An 18,491-nucleotide genomic window follows, 5' to 3' on the forward strand; every position below is an offset into this window, starting at 1 on the left:
GAGCGGAGAAAACATTTTCTCAGGTGAAAAATTCAAGTCTCCGAGCTGAGAGTTCAATTTTTCAGCGAAAAATGCCAGATTCTGACTTGAGAAGACAATTTTTCAAGAAAAAAACCAGCAAAAGACTGGCCGGTTGCTATATGAGAATAGCTAAAAAGAGTGCCGACGGCAAATAAAACCGTCCCACTCTTTTTCCTTGTTCAAAATAGACTGTTCCTTGTTCTTCAATCTGAGAAATAAGTATTTCTTTCTATTACAAACTGGTTCTGTGATTGGTTAATAAGAATATCCGCTTGGGCTTGATACGCCTCATAGTAAGCACGATACTGGTCTCGTCGTTCTTTCTCCATCGCTTTAACAAAGTCTTGACTACGATTACGGTGAGCAACATCTCTCGTAAGTCTTCTTGCTAGGGATGTTGCTTCGTCCGTATAGAGGCAAATTCTCACATCAAACAAGGCAGAGGGTAAAAATGCAACAGACATCCCTTCCACAATGAGAATTGGCTTTTCTCCTGACAAACGCTTGCTCTGTTGCCAGTCTCTTTCAATCGTCAAAATATCCAAACCTGCTTGCAGAGCTTTGATATCACGCTCTAAACTCCCCAATTCATGAGCAAGAGGCATACAGGCTGTCACTTTTTGATCTAGAAAACTCCGAGGCGCAACCAAATCACGTACCGAACCATCTAGGACATAGACATCCGTCTCTAACAGATTGGCCCTATTTTTGCCAATCAAGGTCCAAAGTTCCTGCGCAAGCACGCTTTTCCCTGAACCTCCATGGCCATAAATCCCAAGAGTTTGTAGATTTCCCTTATCCATTTCCTGGTAGAGGGAGTTTAGAAAGATTTCTTTTTCCATGATTAAAAATTCCGTTTTGAACTATTGTATCCATACCGCTCCACAAAATCTTCCCGGAACTCTAAGAGATTGTCATCCATGATGGCTTGACGGACATTGCGCATCAGTTTGAGCAAGAAATACAGGTTGTGGTAGCTGGTCAAGCGGATACCAAAGGTCTCATCTGCCTTGAGCAAGTGACGAAGATAGGCCCGCGTATAATTACGGCAAGTGTAGCAATCACAATCATGGTCAAGCGGTGTAAAGTCTTCAGCAAACTGGGCATTTTTCACCACCAAACGTCCCTCGCTGGTCATACAGGTTCCGTTGCGGGCAATCCGTGTCGGCAAGACACAGTCAAACATATCCACCCCGCGGATAACGCCGTCAATCAAGCTATCAGGCGCCCCAACCCCCATGAGGTAACGCGGTTTATTTTCTGGCAAGAGGGGCGTTGTGAAGTCAAGTACCGCATTCATCTCTTCGTGGGATTCTCCAACAGCCAAACCTCCGATAGAGTAGCCCGGAAAATCCATGCTAACCAAGTCATGCGCTGACTGGCGGCGCAAATCCTCAAAACCAGCTCCCTGTACAATCCCAAACAAGCCTTGGTCATGCGGACGGCGGTGGGCTTTCAAACCACGCTCTGCCCAACGGCTGGTGCGTTCAATTGATTTTTTAACATAATCATAGGGCTGATAGAACTGCGGACATTCGTCAAAGCTCATCATAATGTCGCTTCCCAGATTGTTCTGAATAGAAATCGCCTTTTCAGGTGATAAAAACATTTTTGAGCCATTGAGGTGATTTTTAAAGGTCACCCCCTCTTCTGTGATATTTCTGCTATCCGCCAAGGAATAGACTTGGAAACCGCCACTATCTGTCAAAATAGCTTGGTCCCAGTTCATGAATTTGTGCAAACCACCCGCACGCGCAATCAGCTCATCGCCCGGACGAAGCCAGAGGTGATAGGTGTTGGATAAGATAATCCCTGAACCCATTTCTTTGAGTTCTTCTGGCGACTGGGTCTTGACCGTTGCTTGTGTCCCAACAGGCATAAACATGGGCGTTGGAAAGGTGCCGTGTGGCGTGATAATCTCGCCCAAACGCGCACCCGTGTGCTTTTCTTTCTTGATCAATCGATATTGAATCGGTGATGTCATTTTCTACCTCCCACTAGGAAAAACAGTCCTAGGTTATTTGTCTTGACGAAAGGATTTCTCTTATAACCAGTTCGTCTCTCGTCTTATCTAGTACGAAATAAAAACTGAAAGACGATTATGCTCTATAAAATAAAGCATTTCTGCAAAAAGAAACCGTGCAAGCCTCTCTAGTCTATCAAAAAAAGGCTGGCTTGTCACCTCATATTATGCTACACTATAGGAAGGAGGTTTTTATGTTTTCAATTCAACAAATTCGTGCTAAAGCACGCCAAAAACTTGCAGAAACGCCAGGGGCTTATCTGATTGCCCTCATTCCCGTTATTATCGGTGTCGTGATTCAAACGATGAATTACGCACAATCCAATACCCTAGCTCTTCAGCTATTGAATAGCCCTACCCCCGCATCTTACCTTGTCAACTCAACAGCCTTTCCGATTGTCTATGGAATCTTGGCTGATTTAATGGGCTTATCCATCTCGTTGGCTCTTTTCCAAGTGATTTATCACTACCGCGACAGTGTCAGCTTCAAAGACGCTTTTACTATGTTTAACCACGGACGTTTTGGTAGTATCTTGGCTACCTACTTGTTAAAGACACTTTTTCTCTTCCTCTGGGGCTTGATTGCAATGATTGGATTTTCCATCATGGTTGGTGGTGTTATGATGAGCGCTATAGCAACCCTTCTGAATCAAGCAACCGAAGATATTATGGTTGTAGCAGGTGTCATGATTCTTGTCGGACTCCTCATTGGAATCGCAGGAGTCGCTCTCTTTCTTCCACAATTCTATGCTTACTTCCTCGTAGAACCACTTCTATTTGAACAGTTGGCACAGGATACTTATACTGGACCATTTGCGGTCATTAAAGAAAGCCGCCGCTTGATGAAAGGCTATAAAATGAAAGGGTTCGTCTTAAGCCTGTCCTTTATTGGCTGGGCCATCCTTACAGCCCTCACCTTTGGCATTGTCGGAATCTACATGATACCTTACTACCGTACTAGCCACATCTACTTCTACCAAGCAGTCCTTGAAGACCGCGCTATGAAAGAAAACTTTTTTAAAGGTGTGATACCATAATAGACTAAAAACGTATGAAAATTTTTTCATACGTTTTTATATTCGTATTCTTTCAATAAAACATCTCTCACACAAGGAGCCTCACTCCACCATAGGCGATTTCAAATACACATCGACCATTTTCTCCGTTGCTTGAATGGAGTCGATATGGGTACGCTCGTAGGAGTGACTGGATTCGATCCCTGCTCCGAGCAGGGCATGCTTGACATCTGCTCCTGCGTGCATGGCAGCTGAAGCATCCGAGCCATAATAAGGATAGATGTCTAGTTTGTAGGGAATGGCATGCTCTTCCGCAAGGGCAACCAGATGCTGGCGCAACTCGTAATGGTAAGGCCCTGAAGCATCTTTGACACAGATAGAGACGGTGTACTCATCGGTCTGCTGGTCATCTCCCATAGCGCCCATATCAACTGCCAAGTATTCCACTACCTCTTGAGGCAAGCTAGAATTAGCCCCATAGCCGATTTCTTCGTTATTTGAAAAATAAAAATGAGTTGTATAAGGTAGGACAACGCCTTCTTCCTTGTAGACCTTGAGCAGGTTCATCAAAATGGCTGCCGATACCTTATCATCCAAGTGACGGCTCTTGACAAAACCACTTTCGGTGATGACGGTCCGCGGATCAAAGGAAATAAAATCTCCTACCTCAATCCCCAAGGCGCGTGTTTCGTCGGCAGAAGTCACCTTTTCATCGAGGCGAATTTCCATGTTGGTCTGATTGCGCTCTGCCGTTTTGGCATCAGCATAGACATGGACAGACGTCTGATGCATGAGAATGGTCCCCGTGTAGGTCTTGCCATTTTTAGCGACATGGATTAGACAATTTTCCCCTTCAATCGAAGGATAGCCAAAGCCACCGATGAGATCCATCTTCAAGCGACCGTCTGGCTTAATGGCCCGCACCATCGCTCCCAAGGTATCCAAATGCGCTGTCACCACCCGATGTTTGCTTTCATCTGCTCCTGCGACACTAACCATGACGCCACCTTTTGCCGTTTTCACCGCTTGGTAGCCAAAACCTGCCATTTCAGACTGGATATAGTCCATCATCGCTGTTGTATAGCCTGTTGGGGATGGGGTATTGGTTAACCTTACAAGATAATCAATTGTATTCATTTACTGCTCCTTTTGCTTTGTATCCTTTTTACTTTCTTTATTATACCATGCTTGCCAACATTTTTTGATATAATAACAATATGAAAACCTACGAAAAAATTTATACGATTCTATTAAAGGCGACAGACTACGTTAGTGGGGAAGAATTGGCCCAGGAACTCGGCATCTCAAGAACCTCTGTCTGGAAAGGCATTCAGCAATTAGAAAAGCAAGGTCTTGTTATCAAAGCAGGACCCAATCGTGGCTATCGTTTGGAACAGGGCGACCTGTTGCTTGCTGAAGAGATTGAACAAGCACTGAACATCCCTGTTCATTTAAACAAAGACAGCGCCTCGACCCAGCTGGATGCCAAACGTGGCATTGATCGACAAGATGACAGTCCTGCCCTCTACCTAGCACCTTCTCAAACCAAGGCTCAGGGGCGGTTTGGCAGAGCCTTTTTTGCAGCTGAAACAGGGGGGATTTACATGACCCTGCGTTTGCGCCCCGAAGCTAGCTTTCAAGACTTGAAACCCTATACTCTCCTTGTTGCGGCAGCCATTGTCAAAGCGATTAACCAACTGACTGGTATTGCTGTCGAGATTAAATGGGTCAACGACATCTACCTCAATGGCAAGAAAATCGCGGGTATTTTAACCGAAGCTGTCTCTTCTATTGAAGCTCAAGTGGTGACCGACATGATGATTGGGGTGGGACTGAATTTTCACCTGCCTGATTTACCCGCAGAGCTAAAGCAAACCGCAACCAGCCTTTTTACAGAAAGACCTCCTATCACGCGCAGTCAGTTGATTACAGAAATTTGGCGCATCTTTTTCACCACCAGTGAAGAAGAGTTGCTGGCCTTATACAAAGAAAAATCACTTGTCCTAGGAAAACAAGTGACCTTTTCACAACAACACCAGCACTATTGCGGAGTAGCTTGCGCTATTACCGATAGCGGAGCCTTACAAGTCAAACTAGAAGACGGCTCGCTAAAAACCCTCTCCAGTGGGGAAATCAGTCTTTCTTCTTGGTCAGATGCTCCAAGACCTGAATCACCTTGCTCACCCGATAACTAAACCGAAGATTCCGTAAGACAAAGATTCCATAAATGGTCGCCCAAAAATATTCACGCGCAAAAAGCGCCTCATTCATCCAGTAGGTCGCAAGGGCTGTGGTAATGGCAAGAAAGATAAATTGTGTGACTCTCATATTTCTAGTATATCAAAAAATCAGCTCCAAGGCTGATTTTTTGTGCTGTTGCTATGAAACTTCACTATTCAACAACAGAGATAAGACGAACCTTCAAAATATTGGAACGAATGGCTAATTCTTCAATAATCTCTACTAAAGAAACTTCTTTGGGAAGTTGCAAGGTAAAAATATTGCGATAAATCTTCCGACCGTCTACATTTTGGACATCAAACAATACATTGTTTAACTCAATATGATGTTCTGCAAAAAATTCTGTTAAAAATTCTTTTGTCTCCTGACGATGGATAAAATGAACTTCCAGTCGCTTGATTTCAGGAGAAGGTACAATATAGCTGACAATCATCAGCGAAAATAGAACTGCTAGAAAAGCAAGCAAGGCAATGCTATAATATCCCATTCCTAATGCGATCCCAATTCCTGCAACTGTCCAAAGTGAAGCCGCTGTCGTCAAACCAGCGACCCTATGCTTTGTCACTACAATTGTTCCCGCTCCTAAAAAACCAATTCCACTTACAATTGGCGCTAAAAGGCGCACTTGATCCACTTCTATCAGCGGCTGACTCTGTATTTTCTCGTAAAACACCGCACTCTGAATCAAGGCAATAGTCGTAGCACCAATACACACAAGTAGATGGGTTCGAAGACCGGCTGGTCGACTCTTACGCTGCCGATCGTATCCAATAATTCCTGAAAATACGATTGCAAATACTAAACGAATGAATATATCCTGTATTGCCACATTGCCTCCTTTTCATTTATATCTTTACAACTCAGCGCGCATAAATATTAAATTTTATACGTTGTTCTACTACTGTCTGATATCTATTTATATTGTATAAATTCTTAAGCTCTTCCATCATTGGATATTTCATTAAAGAATAAATAATAATGAATAATCTGGGAATAAATATTTGTTTGTTTTTCACAGCCAAATAATTTTTCCTGTACTCTTTATATGTCACCGCATCAATCGGATTCTCCTTATCAACACATTGTATCATATACCGTTCCGTAAAAAACAATACTTCTTCTAAATGGCTATGATTATACAATAAATATCGTTTTAAAGTTTGTATCCACTCACTCCAACTACTCCCCATTGCAACTATCAGCTCACCTAATAACACTTGACTAGAAAGAGAAAACTCAATTTCCTCTTGATTAGCCATATAAGCAAACTGAATCGCTGATAATATAGATAAAAACTCTGAATGATTCTGAAATTTATTCTTATAATGTTGATAATATAACAAATCTATAGGATCATTATTTGATAATAGCTGTACTCCATCAAAAAGATTTTCTAACAATATGTTAACTTGACTAATTGTTAAGTCAAAGGAAAAGAGGGAGAGATACTGCAATGCCTCATGTCTATTTGGAATCTCTTTCCCCTCAAAAACATTTATTAGTCGCTGTTCCAACACGTCTACTGCAGAATCATTATCTGATATAAAACCTAGATGAATAAATTGAGAAATACATCGTTCAAGCATTAAATTTCTTTTAAAATTATCAAACAATCCTAATATATCTTGATTTATCAACGATTCTCTCCTTATCGTAATACCTCTACAGGTATTTTTTCTTGAGTTCCAGAAACTGTTTGCCCGTATATATCTTTAGCCTCTATCAACACACTAATGTTCTTGCCAACTAGACCTTTAGGGAACTGTACTTCATGTCTAAATTCAAAAATAGAATTTCTAACCTTATTGTCAATCATTCGATCTATACCTACATTCTTAGATTGCGAAGCATACACAGTTCCACTAGCTGTATCAACAATCTTATAGTCAACACTTAAAATTTTATTTTGCATCACATATGTTCCATCGCCACGTTTTTCTATATCACTCAAAGAGTTTTGAATAGGTGTAACAACTCCATTAAAGGATAGCTTATCTCCATCATGTATAACTGTACCATCTGCCATATCTATGTCATAAGAAACTAATTGATTAAACGTATTAGCGTCCATATAGTTATCTTTAACAGATAGCTGCCCTGTATTATCTACTCGAGTAATCTGTAACTTATCTCCTTGCTCAAACTTAACGATTGTACTTTTTACCCCATTTGGCAATAGTGGTTCACCGAATGAGTAATAGTACGATTGCATTCTCTTATTATCATTAATAACACCTTGATGTTGTAATGTTCCTACTTCTACATTATAAGTTGCACTAGTGTCAGAAACATTATAGATGACAAAATGAGCGACACCGCTTTGATACTCTTGTGCATCAGCTAAACGCCATTTCGGTAAAATCTCTGCAAATATAGGCGAACCTGATAACTCTGGAATATAATTACTCGGTGACCAGTAACCTGGAAACGGATCTAAAAATAATTCATATCCACGCTGTTCAGAAAATTCTTTAATATTCTCAAAATGATTAGAAGGACTAAAACGAGCTAGCATTCTATCTTTAGCATGATCAATGGCTATATTTTTCTGTGTCCTTCCTTGAATATTGCCATTGGTATCCCTCATTGTTACTACCAAAAGATATTGGCCTGATTTTAATTTTTCAATTGGTCGCCCATTTTTGTCTATAAGATTTACATCCGTTGAATACTCACCTCCTGCTAACAGAGCCGTAAAGGTTCTATCAGTAAAATAAGCTTTGTTCCATATCGCTTGGATTGAACTAGAATCCTCAGCATCATAGACCAAATCTGGCATCATTGCGCTATATAATGGAGTTCTATCATCAGAGGCATAGTAGGATAATAACGGATAATTCACATTCATTGACTGATTGCTCTTTCCCCGCGTTTCCACTACACGAATCGGGGTAGTCGCTCCTGCCTTATAAAGTTCTACAGACAGCGTAGCATCTTGAGGAACTGTCCCATTTAACTTACCGATAACATAAAAGTCTCTCTCTGGAGCGATTCGAGACTGACTGATGGACGGAGTTGTAATCTCCATCTCAATAGTATCTGCTGCAACATGTATCCCTACAAGGCAACCAATCAATACTATACAACAGATGATTCTTTTTTTCATATTTCATACCCTTTTTCTATATAAAGACTAAACACTAATAATCCCGTTTTCACTGCTTAATTGACCACATTCTCCAATTTTCTCAATCAGCTTTTCAGACAGCGGGGTAGCTGTTATGATATGCGAAAATTCCGAGATATTGGCAACTTTTAACAAGGCCTGCTTGGGATACTTGTCTTTTCCAATCATCAACACTTTCTGTTTTGCCTGTTGCAAGGCTATTTTTTGAAAAATCGTGTCACTTTCATAATAACTAGATAAGTTCCCCTCATCATCAACTGCCGCTGCACTTAAAAAAGCCTTATCAACATAGATATTTTTAAAAAACTCTTCCATTATACTGCCTGTTGTAGCATGTTGTGAAAAGTCAATCCATCCTCCTAAAAAGAAGCAACCTTTGACCTGTTCTTTTTCAATCAATGCAATAATAGAAAACGAGTTTGTGATAATGGTTAGAGTTTGAAGCAAGTCTTTATTCCCAAGTAGCGCTTCGATCATCGCTAAAGAAGTTGTACTATTTTCTAGCAGAATGACATCTCCTTCTTCCACCAACTCACTGGCCTTAGCCCCGATTTTAGATTTATAGGCTCGGTTCATCTTACGACGCAAATCAAATGGTAGATAATTTTTGGAACTATCCTTCAGTAAGACACTGCCATGTCTTTTGATAATTTTCCCTTCCGCAGCTAGTTGCTGTAAATCTTTTCTAAGCGTCTCTGTAGAAACACCTAGCTTATCAGATAGTATCGCAATAGAAGAAGCCGGTACTTTTGATAAGATATCTAAAATGGTTGCACGCCTTTTCTCTGCCTTGTTCATGTGTATATCTCCTTGGCTTATTTCAATCTTCTTTTCTATTATCGCATTTTTTTGAAAATAGGCCTACTGTCACTACTCATTTTCACAGTCAAATTCAGCACATTGTCGTCTCAATTCCTGTTTTACATCTGGAGCTACAAACGCAGCATCTATGGCATCTTCTACTAATTTCTTTGCAGTTTCTTTCGTCAGATTAAAATGATGCGAAATCGTTAGAAATTCTTTAGTCAAACTCGTATTCGATACTGTTCTATTGTCCGTATTTAAGGTCACCTGAATACCATCATCTATAAAAGACTGAAAAGGGTACTGAGACCAAGCTGGACTCGCCCCTGTTTGAATATTACAGATTGGGCATAGCTCTAGTGTAACAGGGAAACCTTTGATAAAATCAGTTGCTACCTTGCTGTTTGAAAGAGCAATGCCATGTCCTATTCGAGATGCTCCTAGCTGAACAGCCATTAAGACATTTTCTACGCTCCCAGTTTCTCCAGCATGGATCGTAAAAGGAACCCCTTCACTCTTTGCTCGTGCAAATAATGTTTGATCAAGCGCTGAAAAACCATATTTTACTTCATTTCCTGCCAGATCCAAACCATTTACACCATTTTGATAGTATTTTGAAGCAAGATGAACGATCTGCTGGTTATCTTTGCCTCGCATCATACATAAAATCAAACCTATTTTGATTTTGTAGAGGCTTTGGGCTAGCCGTATTCCTTCTACTACTGCCAACACCGCCTGCTCCATAGACATAGCTTCATTTGCTACATATTCTGGAGCAAATCGTAACTCCATATAAATGATATTCTCTTTTATAGCTTGTTGGGCAACATCTAAGACAGCAAGCTGTAGAGAATGCTCCGTTTTAAGAGCTCCTGTTAACAAAGAAAAACACCGTAAATATTCCGTTAAATTTTGACATTTATCAGGAGCAATCACCAAATCTGCAAGCATTTTAATGGCATCATGTTCAGTCTTATTATAGACTTTCTTTAAAAAATCTAGACTAATAGAGCCATCCAAATGACAATGCAATTCAACTTTTGGAAGTCTTCTTAGTTGCGCTTCATCCAATTACTTTCCCCCTCTTTTAATCTGTTCAATCATATACCGACCTATTGAAACGCTAAATTTCATAGCTTCTGGTATTAGTTCGTGGGGCATATTAACGAGATATTTGTGAATTTCAAAATTAAATAAGCCATCGTACTGGATGCCTCGTAAAGCCGTAAAAATAGCATCCCAGTTACTATTTCCCAAATACGGCAATAAGTGAATGTCTTTTTCATTTGTGTAATCTGAGATATGAAGAGCCTTTAAGCGATGACCCAGTGCCTCTAAAGCCTGCCCTTGGTCAATTTGCATAATTTCTGCATGCTCGCAATCCCAGCAAGCACCTAGACCAGGAACCGCATCTACTAGTTCTATCAATTCTTCTACTTCAACACAATACTGGCGAATAGGCTGAATATGCAAATCCCACATATTTTCCACTGCAAAACTCACCTGATAGTTTTTTGCAACTGCAACCCATTTCTGGAAAAATTCGATGTTTTTCCTCTTGGATTTTGCTTTAAAAAGCACCTCGTCCCGAACTGTTGAAGGATGTACCACTAGCCATTTTATTCCTAAAATATTCGCTCCGACAATACATCTTCTAAATAATTCGTCGTACAGCCGATGATCAATATCCGTCCGACAAAAATCATAGACAATGGCATGCCCCTGTTGAAAGCGAATATTGCAATCTGTAGCAACTTTCTTGATAAAATGAAAATAGTCTTCCCAATTATCTGTTTTTAAAGGACTCTCATAAGTAATTAAATCATGAAAACAAAAGTCTAAAATGGTGTAGCCCGCTTCTGCACAGAGTCGAATAACCTTTTCCTGAGGAATCAGCTCCCCATCTCGCCTTTCAAATAAAATATTTGTCGATGTTGATAATTCCATTATTTCTTCCTCACTTCCTTTCTTGTGTATCTAATAGCTGTGCAAGTATTTCTCCCACACCATCTGCCGAAGAAAGACTCGTTACTATCTGAGCAGACCGCTTAGCATCTGAGCTCGCATTTGCTACTGCTACTGCAATTCCAGATGCCTTAAATAACGCAATATCATTCTCATTATCTCCAATCGCCATTATAGTAGAAAACTCCCTCTTCTTCAGGCGACAATAATGATCTATTCCTGTTTTTTTGCTCACGTCTTTGTGTACAATTTCCACGCCTTGATTGCCATAACGTGTGATATTTACAAGCCCCTCTAACTTTTGTAATTCCTCATCTAGTAGATACAAGGCATTTTCTGTCAATATATTCACCTTTATCAATTGCATCGTCGCAAAATCAAGTGGCTGAATAGCAAAATAATCCCCTCGCTCCCTGCGCTTACGCTTGGATGCGGCTGTTTCTCGATGGCAGTATTCAACGCCACCAAGTGAGTACAATACTGTCATGTCAAAAGAATCAGCCAACCTTACTAAACTTTCTAGTAATTTTACTGGAAATACATGTTCAAAAATGATAGTATCTCCTTGATAAACCAGTGCTCCATTACAAGCAACAACAAACATATCCTCTTGTTGAAGCTGTACCACTAAAGGATGGATTCTACTAGGCAAGCGCCCTGAAGCGAATACAAAGTCGATTTTATATTCTTTCAAAAGCTTGATTCTTGTAACCACCTTGCTAGGTAGCATTTCTCCTTTTTCAAGCAAGGTTCCATCAATATCGCAAACCACTGTTTTTATCGTTTTCATTTTTTCCATCTTAACGCAAAGCTCCTTATTCCAGTTGACTGAAATAAGGAGTAATTTTTTATTCATTTACCCGAATATATTCAGCCAAAGCCTCATTGCTCTTCGTGCTCAATTCTTCAACCGCTTCATCAACCGATAGTTGTTTCTGGGCAAATCTTCCCATGGTATCTTTGACAATATCATTCACTTCCCAGTTCACCAAGTCAAACGGTTCTTGCGCCATTGGACTTGATGCCTTCATCTGTTCTAAGGCCACTTTATAATTAGGGTTCTTAGCATAGAACTCAACCATAGAATCGAGTTTCTCAGTATTTTTATTTACTGGTATGTAACCTGTCGCTTGGGACCAAGTCGCCTGAACTTCAGGTGATGTTGCATACTTAATAAAATCCCAGGCAGCAGCTAACTTATTATTATCCCCACGATTATACATAACAAGAGCACTTCCTCCGACACTAGCACCACTAGTATCTTTTTCGTTCACTTTTGGAAGAAAGGCGGTCTTCCATTGGAATTTATCTCCAACCAAGTGGTTAATTGCTCCTAATCGAGCAGAAGATAAGAGGACCATAGCATTTAATCCTGATGCAAATTCTTCATTTGGATTATCTTCCAAATATTTATAGCTTCCTGATTGAACCACCTTTTCCCACTCAGTCAAAAATGCCTTTAAGGTACCATCTTTTCCCATAGTATACTCTGTCATTGGCTGAAGACGCCCACCTTCATTATCTCCCATGAAACTCTTTTCTGACTGACTTACAATAAAGTTGGCAAGCTGGTAACGGGCAATTTCTGTATTTAAACCTGTTACTCCATCTACCTTACCCAAATCGGTACTGTACTGTGCTAATTCTGCAATAGTAGCAGGTGCTTCAGTATGCCCAGCTTTCTTCAGTAAATCTTCATTGTAATACAATAACAAGGTTGAAACATTCATTGGAACTCCCATAATTTTTTCTTTATAGGTAAAGGTCCGCAATAAATGTGGATAATAGTCATCCGTAGTAATGCCAGCATTTTTTGAATCAAAAAATTCTTGTGCTGGTACAATTTCTTCTAGAGCAGATAAACTAGGAATATCGCTTCCTACTGTTTGAATAATATCAGGAGCATTTTCTATATCATCGGTCGACGCAGCCATCTTGACTTTGCTAGCAATTCCCGTATCTTGAAAGACTGGTGTAACAGTCACCCCTTTTTCTTTTCCAACCGTTGCATTGTAATCCGCTACAATTTTTTCTAAAGCATCCGCATTCGGCCCCTTCATGGCATGCCAAAATGTAATATCAACAGGTTTCACCTCATCCATAAGTGTTACCGAATTAGTTGATTCTGATGATTCTTTACTGCTTTCCCCACTTGATCCACAAGCCACTAGTAGCATGGAAGCACATAGTGCAAAGCCCATTTTTGCCATTTGAAATGTCTTCTTCATTTTTTTCTCCTTCTGAGATCCTTCTAACTGACCTATTGCGACAACATTCTATCCTTTTACACCACCTGACATCATTCCTTTCTTTATATAGCGTTGGAAACTCAAGAATACAATCACAGATGGTAATAAAATGATAATTGCAGCTGCCATGATAATACCATGAGGACTGGCATCCGGAAAGTTTAAGAGTGTCACAGCTACTTGAGCTGTTCGTTTTTCATTTTGATTCGTAACAAGTAGTGGCCATAGGTACTGATTCCATACTCCCACAAAAGATGAGATAAATGTGGTGACAAGCACTGGCTTTGAGGAAGGAAGTAACACCCTCATAAAGAACATGAAATTACTACATCCGTCCATCATCGCTGCTTCTCTAATCGATTTAGAATAGGACATAAAATACTGCCTCATCACAAAAACATTGACTACTGTTACAAAAAAGACAATCATCATACCAAGATAGGTGTTAATCAAGCCTAGCTTGGCAACTGTATGGTAATTTTTAATAATCAACAGATCAGCGGGAATCATCATTGTTCCCAAATATAGCATGAACAATAATTTTTTCCCTTTAAATTCAAAAAAAGAAAAGGCAAAAGCTGCTGTACTTGCTGTAAAAAGACGAACGCAAGAAGCGCCAATTGTAATAAGAAATGAATTCAATAAAAAGCGAGCGAGTGGGGCATTCGTAAATGCTGAAATGTAATTTTGTAGATAGAACGTGCTTGGAAAGAGCACAATTTTTCTAGTCAAAATCTCATCTGAATTCATGAATGAAATAGAAAGGGCATATAGTATCGGTAAAATCACAAGTAGACCGAGCCCTACACACATTGCTTGATAGGCAACTGATTTAATGTGGTTCATCAATAATTCACACCTTTCTTTTCATAAACAAAGCTAATCATGACAAATAGAAATGTGATGAAAAATCCAACTACTGAAGCAGCGTACCCAACATTATAATTTTGATTCACAATCGCTGTGCGGTAGATAAAGGATACAATCGTTTCGGTTGTCCCATTTGGTCCACCATGCGTTAAAATCAAGGTTAAGCCACTTGTAATCATTGTTTTGGCAATAGATGATACTAGTAAAAACAAGAGAGTTGGCGAAATACAAGGAATGATAATTTTATAGACTAACTGCACCTTGTTGACACCATCAATAATTGAACTTTCCAGTATTTCTTCTGGAATACTGCGAATCGCTGTCAACATAAAGAGAAAATTAAACCCAATATTCAGCCAGATTTCCATTGCAATGAGAGACGGAAGAGCTGTCAATCTTTCTTTAAGCCAATTGATATCTAATCCTAATATTTTGTTAACAATACCAAGGTTCGGATTGAGCATCAGTTGAAAAATCATTGCTATAACAGATAAGGAAACTGCCATAGGGAGAGAAAATAGCGCTTCGTAGATTATTGAAGTCTTTGTTTTTTTACGAGCTATGATTGCAAGTAACAATCCGATTCCTAATGAACAAGGAATGGTAATCAAGGCATATTTGATTGTATTAAAAACAGCTTGTATAAATTGTTCATTTTTAAATAGAAGAAGATAGTTTTCAAATCCAACAAATGCCTTTCTAACACCTGATGCATTGACAATAAATAAACTATCAATAATATTTTGAACAAAGGGAAAATATGTAAAACTTGCCAACAAAAGCATTGAAGGAAATAAATAGAGAAAAGGCTCCATCTTCTTCGCCATCTTTTTCATGCCGTTTACTCTCCTACTCTACCTCTACTAGGAAATGTTCGAAATTTTATCAAATAAATCTTGCATCAAATTATCTCGTTTGACATTATAGACATACTTGATAAAATGCCTGCGGGGATCATAACTATAGTAATGGTTGTCTTGCATAATCGGACTAGTTACAAGTTTATCCAACATAAAATCACCATCTAATAGCCACGCAACAGGTACAACATCCCATATCGCCCTAGACCAGACTTTCCCACCATAGGTAATCCTTGCCTCTTCAGCCGTCTTTGAAATCATGTAGTCACAAAAATCATTTTTACCCTTTAGCCAGTATTCTAATTCTGGTCCTGTTGTAGTAAAATGGTCAATTACACCTTTTCCAGGAAATTGAACCAATGCTACTCCAGAATCTAGCAATACTCTTGCAGCGGCTACATCTTGTCCAGAATTAAAGGAGGTATTATCATGCCAGTCATAACTCAATCCCCCAAGCCACAGTACAACGATTTTATCGATGATGCTAGGTTCTAATAAAATAGCTGACGCAATATTGGTCGCTGCAGCAATACCAATGACATAGAGAGGATTTTCCGCTGTATACTGCATCGCTCGTTCAATTAAATCATCTACAGCAGCAGAATGCTGGGGAGTAACTGTATTTTTTAAAAAATCTGTTGATCCACGATAGGTAACTTCTTGATAATCATAATTATCAATCAATTTATACACATTTAAAATCTCTTGATAGCTTCTTTCCATGCCATCTTCTGGACTAACTGAATGGTGATTAAAAAAAGGTGCAGCATACACAGCTTTCAGCGATAATTTTTCACTAGATTGTATCAGATAGACCAAAGCAAACTGATCATCAATTTCGTTATAGGTATCTGTATCTAGTACAACATCGACCTTCCCCTTTGGCTTCTCTAGTTGTTGCAAAATTTTTACATTGTCAATCATTATCCATCTCCTTTGGTAAGCGTTTACATTTTATATCCTACTCCTTTCTTCTCGCTTTGTCAAGAAAAAATATGCTTTTTTACAACTTTTTAAACAAATAATTGGTTTTAGACAACTTTTATATAAAAAAACGTTATTTCTCACTAGTGCAAGAAATAACGCATCTAAATAAATCCGAACTAATCCTCCACAATCGTGACCGCATCGGCTAGGAATTGGAAGGCTTCTGGGACGAGTGGCTCTTCTTCGACTGCTGGTGTCGCTTCTTTTTGTCCTTTGGCTTTGGCAGAAAATTCCGCCCGAATGGCTAGCCAATCTTCGTGGGCAATGGCTAGAATGTGGGGTGAAAAGCCTGCTGCCTTACTTAGGATATTACCAAACATGGCATCTAAATTTTCCCGTTTCATGGTTTGTTCGGCATTAAAGGCTGATTCAAAGGCAAGAATAGCATGGTGTTCATTGGCCGCAACAGGTTGAGAACCAACCAACAAGGCCTTGTCCGCCCCAGATAAACTTTCGATAATTTCTCCCCAAGCATTCTGCAGGCGGGTTAAATTTTCCCGTGCCAGACTTGGATTTTCCATGGCTTCTTGTAAAATTGCATGCACCTTATTGGTATCTGGACGGTATTTTTTATTGGCTTGTGGTTTACGTGAAACTGGCTTGACCTCTAGTGGCTGTTTGCCAAGACTGGCTAGTTGTTGTTGCAGGGATTGAACTTGAGCTTGGAGGGCTTGAAGCTGTTCCCGCAGATTGTCTGGAATGGCCTCCTGTCCTTGCTTGACCTCTTGGTGCTTATCTTCTGCCAAGCGAATGGTCATCATTTCCGCATAAATCTTGGGCTGGGGACTCGTCTTGATATCCGTTAAGGCACGGGTAACCGTCTCAATCATGGTGAAAATCCGTTCCTGTCCCATTTGGAGATTGTCTGCAAAAACTGTGCTGGTATGAGGATTTTCCCCACCTGTCTGCACAATCAGCAAGTCCCGCAAATAATAGAGAACATCTGTCGTAAAGCGAATCATACTCTTTCCATTATCAAAAATGGTCTGTAAATGCTGTAAGGCTGTCGGAGCATCCTCTTCACGGATACTTTCCATATAGGCATCGAGGGCCTTGAGACCAATCGAACCCGTAATCTCTTCTGCCACCTCAAGGGTCAAATCATGGTCTGCACTAAGGCTAAGGGCCTGATCCAAGATAGACAAGGCATCCCGCATCCCACCTTCAGCACGACGGGCAATCATGGAAATAGCCTGATCATCAAAGCCGATTTCTTCTTGCTTAAGGATAGTTGCCAAGTGGCGCGTGATGTCTCCTATCTTAATCGACTTAAATTCAAAGCGTTGTACCCGTGACAAAATCGTCGCTGGAATCTTATGGAGTTCTGTCGTTGCAAGGATAAAGACCACATTTTCAGTCGGCTCTTCCAAGGTTTTTAAGAGGGCATTAAATGCCCCTGTTGAGAGCATGTGGACCTCATCGATAATGTAAACCTTGTAACGGGCAAGGCTCGGCGCATAGGTAGACTTATCCCGAATATCACGGATTTCATCGACCCCGTTATTTGAAGCTGCATCAATCTCAATCACATCTTCCAAACTGCCTTCCGTAATGGCTTTACAGATGTAGCAGTCATTACAAGGCTCCCCACCTACTTGATGGGGGCAGTTCATGGCCTTGGCAAAGATTTTTGCAGCAGATGTCTTTCCTGTTCCACGAGGTCCAGAAAAGAGATAGGCATGACTGATTTTTTCTTGTTCAATGGCCTGCTTGAGGGTGGTTGCAACCACTTCTTGCCCAACCATTTCGCCAAAGGTTTGGCTACGATATTTCCGATAAAGGGCTTGATACATTAGTTTCTCTCTCCAAACATGGCAAAATTCCAATCCGTTCCCTCAACCAAGAGAGCTACGAATCGCTCAAGATATTCCTTGTCAATGGCATCGTAATCTGCGACCAAGTGCGAATCCAAGTCAAGTACGCCCAGCAATTGCCCCTCTTTTATCATGGGCACGACAATCTCAGACAGAGCTGCCGCATCGCAGGAAATATAGTTGGCATGGGTCCGCACATCGTCTACGATGATGGTTCTGCTTTCTTGGGCAGACTGGCCACAAACACCCTTTCCAAGTGCAATATGGACACAGGAAACGCCGCCTTGAAAAGGCCCTAAAATCAATTCTGTCCCATCAAAGAGATAATAGCCTGTAAAGACAGAATTAGGAAGAGTCTGATTAAGGAGGGCTGCGCTGTTGGACAGGTTGGCCAAAGCATTGCGTTCGCCGTCAAGAAGCCCTGCTAACTGGGCTAAGAGTAAGTCATAGGTTGATTTTTTTTCTTGTTCTAACATAGTTCATATTATAGCACAAAAGCGGGCAAAAAGAGGGT

Annotated in this window: 19 protein-coding genes; 2 read left to right on the top strand and 17 right to left on the bottom strand. The window is 40.3% G+C overall.

Features of this window, described 5'->3' with window-relative positions:
* Positions 1 to 224 precede the first annotated feature (224 nt).
* Positions 225 to 863: a uridine kinase family protein gene (locus BU202_RS03775; RefSeq protein WP_075104475.1), complete on the bottom strand. Its 639-nt coding sequence runs from the start codon at positions 861 to 863 to the stop codon at positions 225 to 227.
* A gap of 2 nt (positions 864 to 865) precedes the next feature.
* A complete protein-coding gene (gene tgt, locus BU202_RS03780; RefSeq protein ID WP_075104476.1) occupies positions 866 to 2,005 on the bottom strand; it encodes a tRNA guanosine(34) transglycosylase Tgt in 1,140 nt (379 codons plus the stop codon).
* A 233-nt stretch (positions 2,006 to 2,238) separates the two neighbouring features.
* On the opposite strand from tgt, the gene BU202_RS03785 reads away from it, so the two are divergent.
* Complete coding sequence (locus BU202_RS03785; RefSeq protein WP_075104477.1) at positions 2,239 to 3,081, top strand: DUF975 family protein; 843 nt, start codon at positions 2,239 to 2,241, stop codon at positions 3,079 to 3,081.
* A gap of 81 nt (positions 3,082 to 3,162) precedes the next feature.
* Here BU202_RS03785 and BU202_RS03790 read toward each other — a convergent pair whose 3' ends face one another.
* Positions 3,163 to 4,197, bottom strand: a complete 1,035-nt coding sequence (locus tag BU202_RS03790; protein ID WP_075104478.1) for a M42 family metallopeptidase — start codon at positions 4,195 to 4,197, stop codon at positions 3,163 to 3,165.
* Between the two features lie 80 nt (positions 4,198 to 4,277).
* Between BU202_RS03790 and birA the strand changes: the two genes are divergently transcribed.
* Positions 4,278 to 5,255 (top strand): bifunctional biotin--[acetyl-CoA-carboxylase] ligase/biotin operon repressor BirA, encoded by a 978-nt coding sequence (gene birA / locus BU202_RS03795; RefSeq protein WP_075104479.1) that lies wholly within the window; start codon positions 4,278 to 4,280, stop codon positions 5,253 to 5,255.
* On the opposite strand, the gene BU202_RS03800 is transcribed toward birA, so the two are convergent.
* The 14 genes from BU202_RS03800 to BU202_RS03865 all read right to left on the bottom strand — a co-directional run bounded on the left by BU202_RS03800 (position 5,194) and on the right by BU202_RS03865 (position 18,453).
* A complete protein-coding gene (locus BU202_RS03800; RefSeq protein WP_075104480.1) occupies positions 5,194 to 5,388 on the bottom strand; it encodes a DUF3272 family protein in 195 nt (64 codons plus the stop codon). The two genes, birA and BU202_RS03800, sit on opposite strands and share 62 nt — an antisense overlap.
* A 64-nt stretch (positions 5,389 to 5,452) precedes the next feature.
* Entirely contained in the window at positions 5,453 to 6,130 is a 678-nt protein-coding gene (locus tag BU202_RS03805; protein WP_075104481.1) for an MgtC/SapB family protein, read from the bottom strand.
* Positions 6,131 to 6,161: 31 nt separating this feature from the next.
* Positions 6,162 to 6,938, bottom strand: a complete 777-nt coding sequence (locus BU202_RS03810) for a hypothetical protein (protein ID WP_075104482.1) — start codon at positions 6,936 to 6,938, stop codon at positions 6,162 to 6,164.
* Between the two features lie 11 nt (positions 6,939 to 6,949).
* Positions 6,950 to 8,407, bottom strand: coding sequence for a hypothetical protein (locus BU202_RS03815; RefSeq protein ID WP_075104483.1), 1,458 nt, complete (start codon positions 8,405 to 8,407; stop codon positions 6,950 to 6,952).
* A gap of 27 nt (positions 8,408 to 8,434) precedes the next feature.
* Entirely contained in the window at positions 8,435 to 9,226 is a 792-nt protein-coding gene (locus BU202_RS03820) for a DeoR/GlpR family DNA-binding transcription regulator (protein ID WP_075104484.1), read from the bottom strand.
* 72 nt (positions 9,227 to 9,298) lie between these two features.
* Positions 9,299 to 10,303 carry an adenosine deaminase gene (add, locus tag BU202_RS03825; protein ID WP_075104485.1) on the bottom strand — a complete coding sequence of 335 codons (1,005 nt, stop codon included), beginning with the start codon at positions 10,301 to 10,303 and terminating at the stop codon, positions 9,299 to 9,301.
* The gene (locus BU202_RS03830) at positions 10,304 to 11,179 is read right to left on the bottom strand and encodes a sugar phosphate isomerase/epimerase family protein (protein WP_075104486.1); all 876 of its coding nucleotides are present in this window, start codon (positions 11,177 to 11,179) and stop codon (positions 10,304 to 10,306) included.
* Positions 11,180 to 11,189: 10 nt separating this feature from the next.
* On the bottom strand, positions 11,190 to 11,996 hold the full coding sequence (locus tag BU202_RS03835) for an HAD family hydrolase (RefSeq protein WP_167364738.1): 807 nt from the start codon (positions 11,994 to 11,996) through the stop codon (positions 11,190 to 11,192).
* A gap of 49 nt (positions 11,997 to 12,045) precedes the next feature.
* Positions 12,046 to 13,425: an ABC transporter substrate-binding protein gene (locus BU202_RS03840; RefSeq protein ID WP_075104488.1), complete on the bottom strand. Its 1,380-nt coding sequence runs from the start codon at positions 13,423 to 13,425 to the stop codon at positions 12,046 to 12,048.
* A gap of 48 nt (positions 13,426 to 13,473) precedes the next feature.
* Positions 13,474 to 14,292, bottom strand: coding sequence for a carbohydrate ABC transporter permease (locus BU202_RS03845; RefSeq protein WP_075104489.1), 819 nt, complete (start codon positions 14,290 to 14,292; stop codon positions 13,474 to 13,476).
* Positions 14,292 to 15,152 carry a carbohydrate ABC transporter permease gene (locus tag BU202_RS03850; protein ID WP_075104490.1) on the bottom strand — a complete coding sequence of 287 codons (861 nt, stop codon included), beginning with the start codon at positions 15,150 to 15,152 and terminating at the stop codon, positions 14,292 to 14,294. The genes BU202_RS03845 and BU202_RS03850 overlap by 1 nt, the downstream gene beginning before the upstream one ends.
* Positions 15,153 to 15,179: 27 nt before the next feature.
* The gene (locus tag BU202_RS03855; protein ID WP_167364739.1) at positions 15,180 to 16,100 is read right to left on the bottom strand and encodes a nucleoside hydrolase; all 921 of its coding nucleotides are present in this window, start codon (positions 16,098 to 16,100) and stop codon (positions 15,180 to 15,182) included.
* Between the two features lie 179 nt (positions 16,101 to 16,279).
* Positions 16,280 to 17,956, bottom strand: coding sequence for a DNA polymerase III subunit gamma/tau (gene dnaX, locus BU202_RS03860; protein WP_075104491.1), 1,677 nt, complete (start codon positions 17,954 to 17,956; stop codon positions 16,280 to 16,282).
* Positions 17,956 to 18,453: a GAF domain-containing protein gene (locus tag BU202_RS03865; protein ID WP_075104492.1), complete on the bottom strand. Its 498-nt coding sequence runs from the start codon at positions 18,451 to 18,453 to the stop codon at positions 17,956 to 17,958. Before BU202_RS03865 ends, dnaX begins: the two co-directional genes overlap by 1 nt.
* Positions 18,454 to 18,491 lie beyond the last annotated feature (38 nt).

The organism is Streptococcus cuniculi, from assembly GCF_001921845.1.
Classification (GTDB): domain Bacteria; phylum Bacillota; class Bacilli; order Lactobacillales; family Streptococcaceae; genus Streptococcus; species Streptococcus cuniculi.

Coding starts and splice junctions, on each gene's coding strand:
- BU202_RS03775 (WP_075104475.1), bottom strand. CDS start 863: ATGGAAAAAGAAATCTTTCTAAACTCCCTCTACCAGGAAATGGATAAG.
- tgt (WP_075104476.1), bottom strand. CDS start 2,005: ATGACATCACCGATTCAATATCGATTGATCAAGAAAGAAAAGCACACG.
- BU202_RS03785 (WP_075104477.1), top strand. CDS start 2,239: ATGTTTTCAATTCAACAAATTCGTGCTAAAGCACGCCAAAAACTTGCA.
- BU202_RS03790 (WP_075104478.1), bottom strand. CDS start 4,197: ATGAATACAATTGATTATCTTGTAAGGTTAACCAATACCCCATCCCCA.
- birA (WP_075104479.1), top strand. CDS start 4,278: ATGAAAACCTACGAAAAAATTTATACGATTCTATTAAAGGCGACAGAC.
- BU202_RS03800 (WP_075104480.1), bottom strand. CDS start 5,388: ATGAGAGTCACACAATTTATCTTTCTTGCCATTACCACAGCCCTTGCG.
- BU202_RS03815 (WP_075104483.1), bottom strand. CDS start 8,407: ATGAAAAAAAGAATCATCTGTTGTATAGTATTGATTGGTTGCCTTGTA.
- BU202_RS03820 (WP_075104484.1), bottom strand. CDS start 9,226: ATGAACAAGGCAGAGAAAAGGCGTGCAACCATTTTAGATATCTTATCA.
- BU202_RS03830 (WP_075104486.1), bottom strand. CDS start 11,179: ATGGAATTATCAACATCGACAAATATTTTATTTGAAAGGCGAGATGGG.
- BU202_RS03835 (WP_167364738.1), bottom strand. CDS start 11,996: ATGGAAAAAATGAAAACGATAAAAACAGTGGTTTGCGATATTGATGGA.
- BU202_RS03840 (WP_075104488.1), bottom strand. CDS start 13,425: ATGAAGAAGACATTTCAAATGGCAAAAATGGGCTTTGCACTATGTGCT.
- BU202_RS03845 (WP_075104489.1), bottom strand. CDS start 14,292: ATGAACCACATTAAATCAGTTGCCTATCAAGCAATGTGTGTAGGGCTC.
- BU202_RS03850 (WP_075104490.1), bottom strand. CDS start 15,152: ATGAAAAAGATGGCGAAGAAGATGGAGCCTTTTCTCTATTTATTTCCT.
- BU202_RS03855 (WP_167364739.1), bottom strand. CDS start 16,100: ATGATTGACAATGTAAAAATTTTGCAACAACTAGAGAAGCCAAAGGGG.
- dnaX (WP_075104491.1), bottom strand. CDS start 17,956: ATGTATCAAGCCCTTTATCGGAAATATCGTAGCCAAACCTTTGGCGAA.
- BU202_RS03865 (WP_075104492.1), bottom strand. CDS start 18,453: ATGTTAGAACAAGAAAAAAAATCAACCTATGACTTACTCTTAGCCCAG.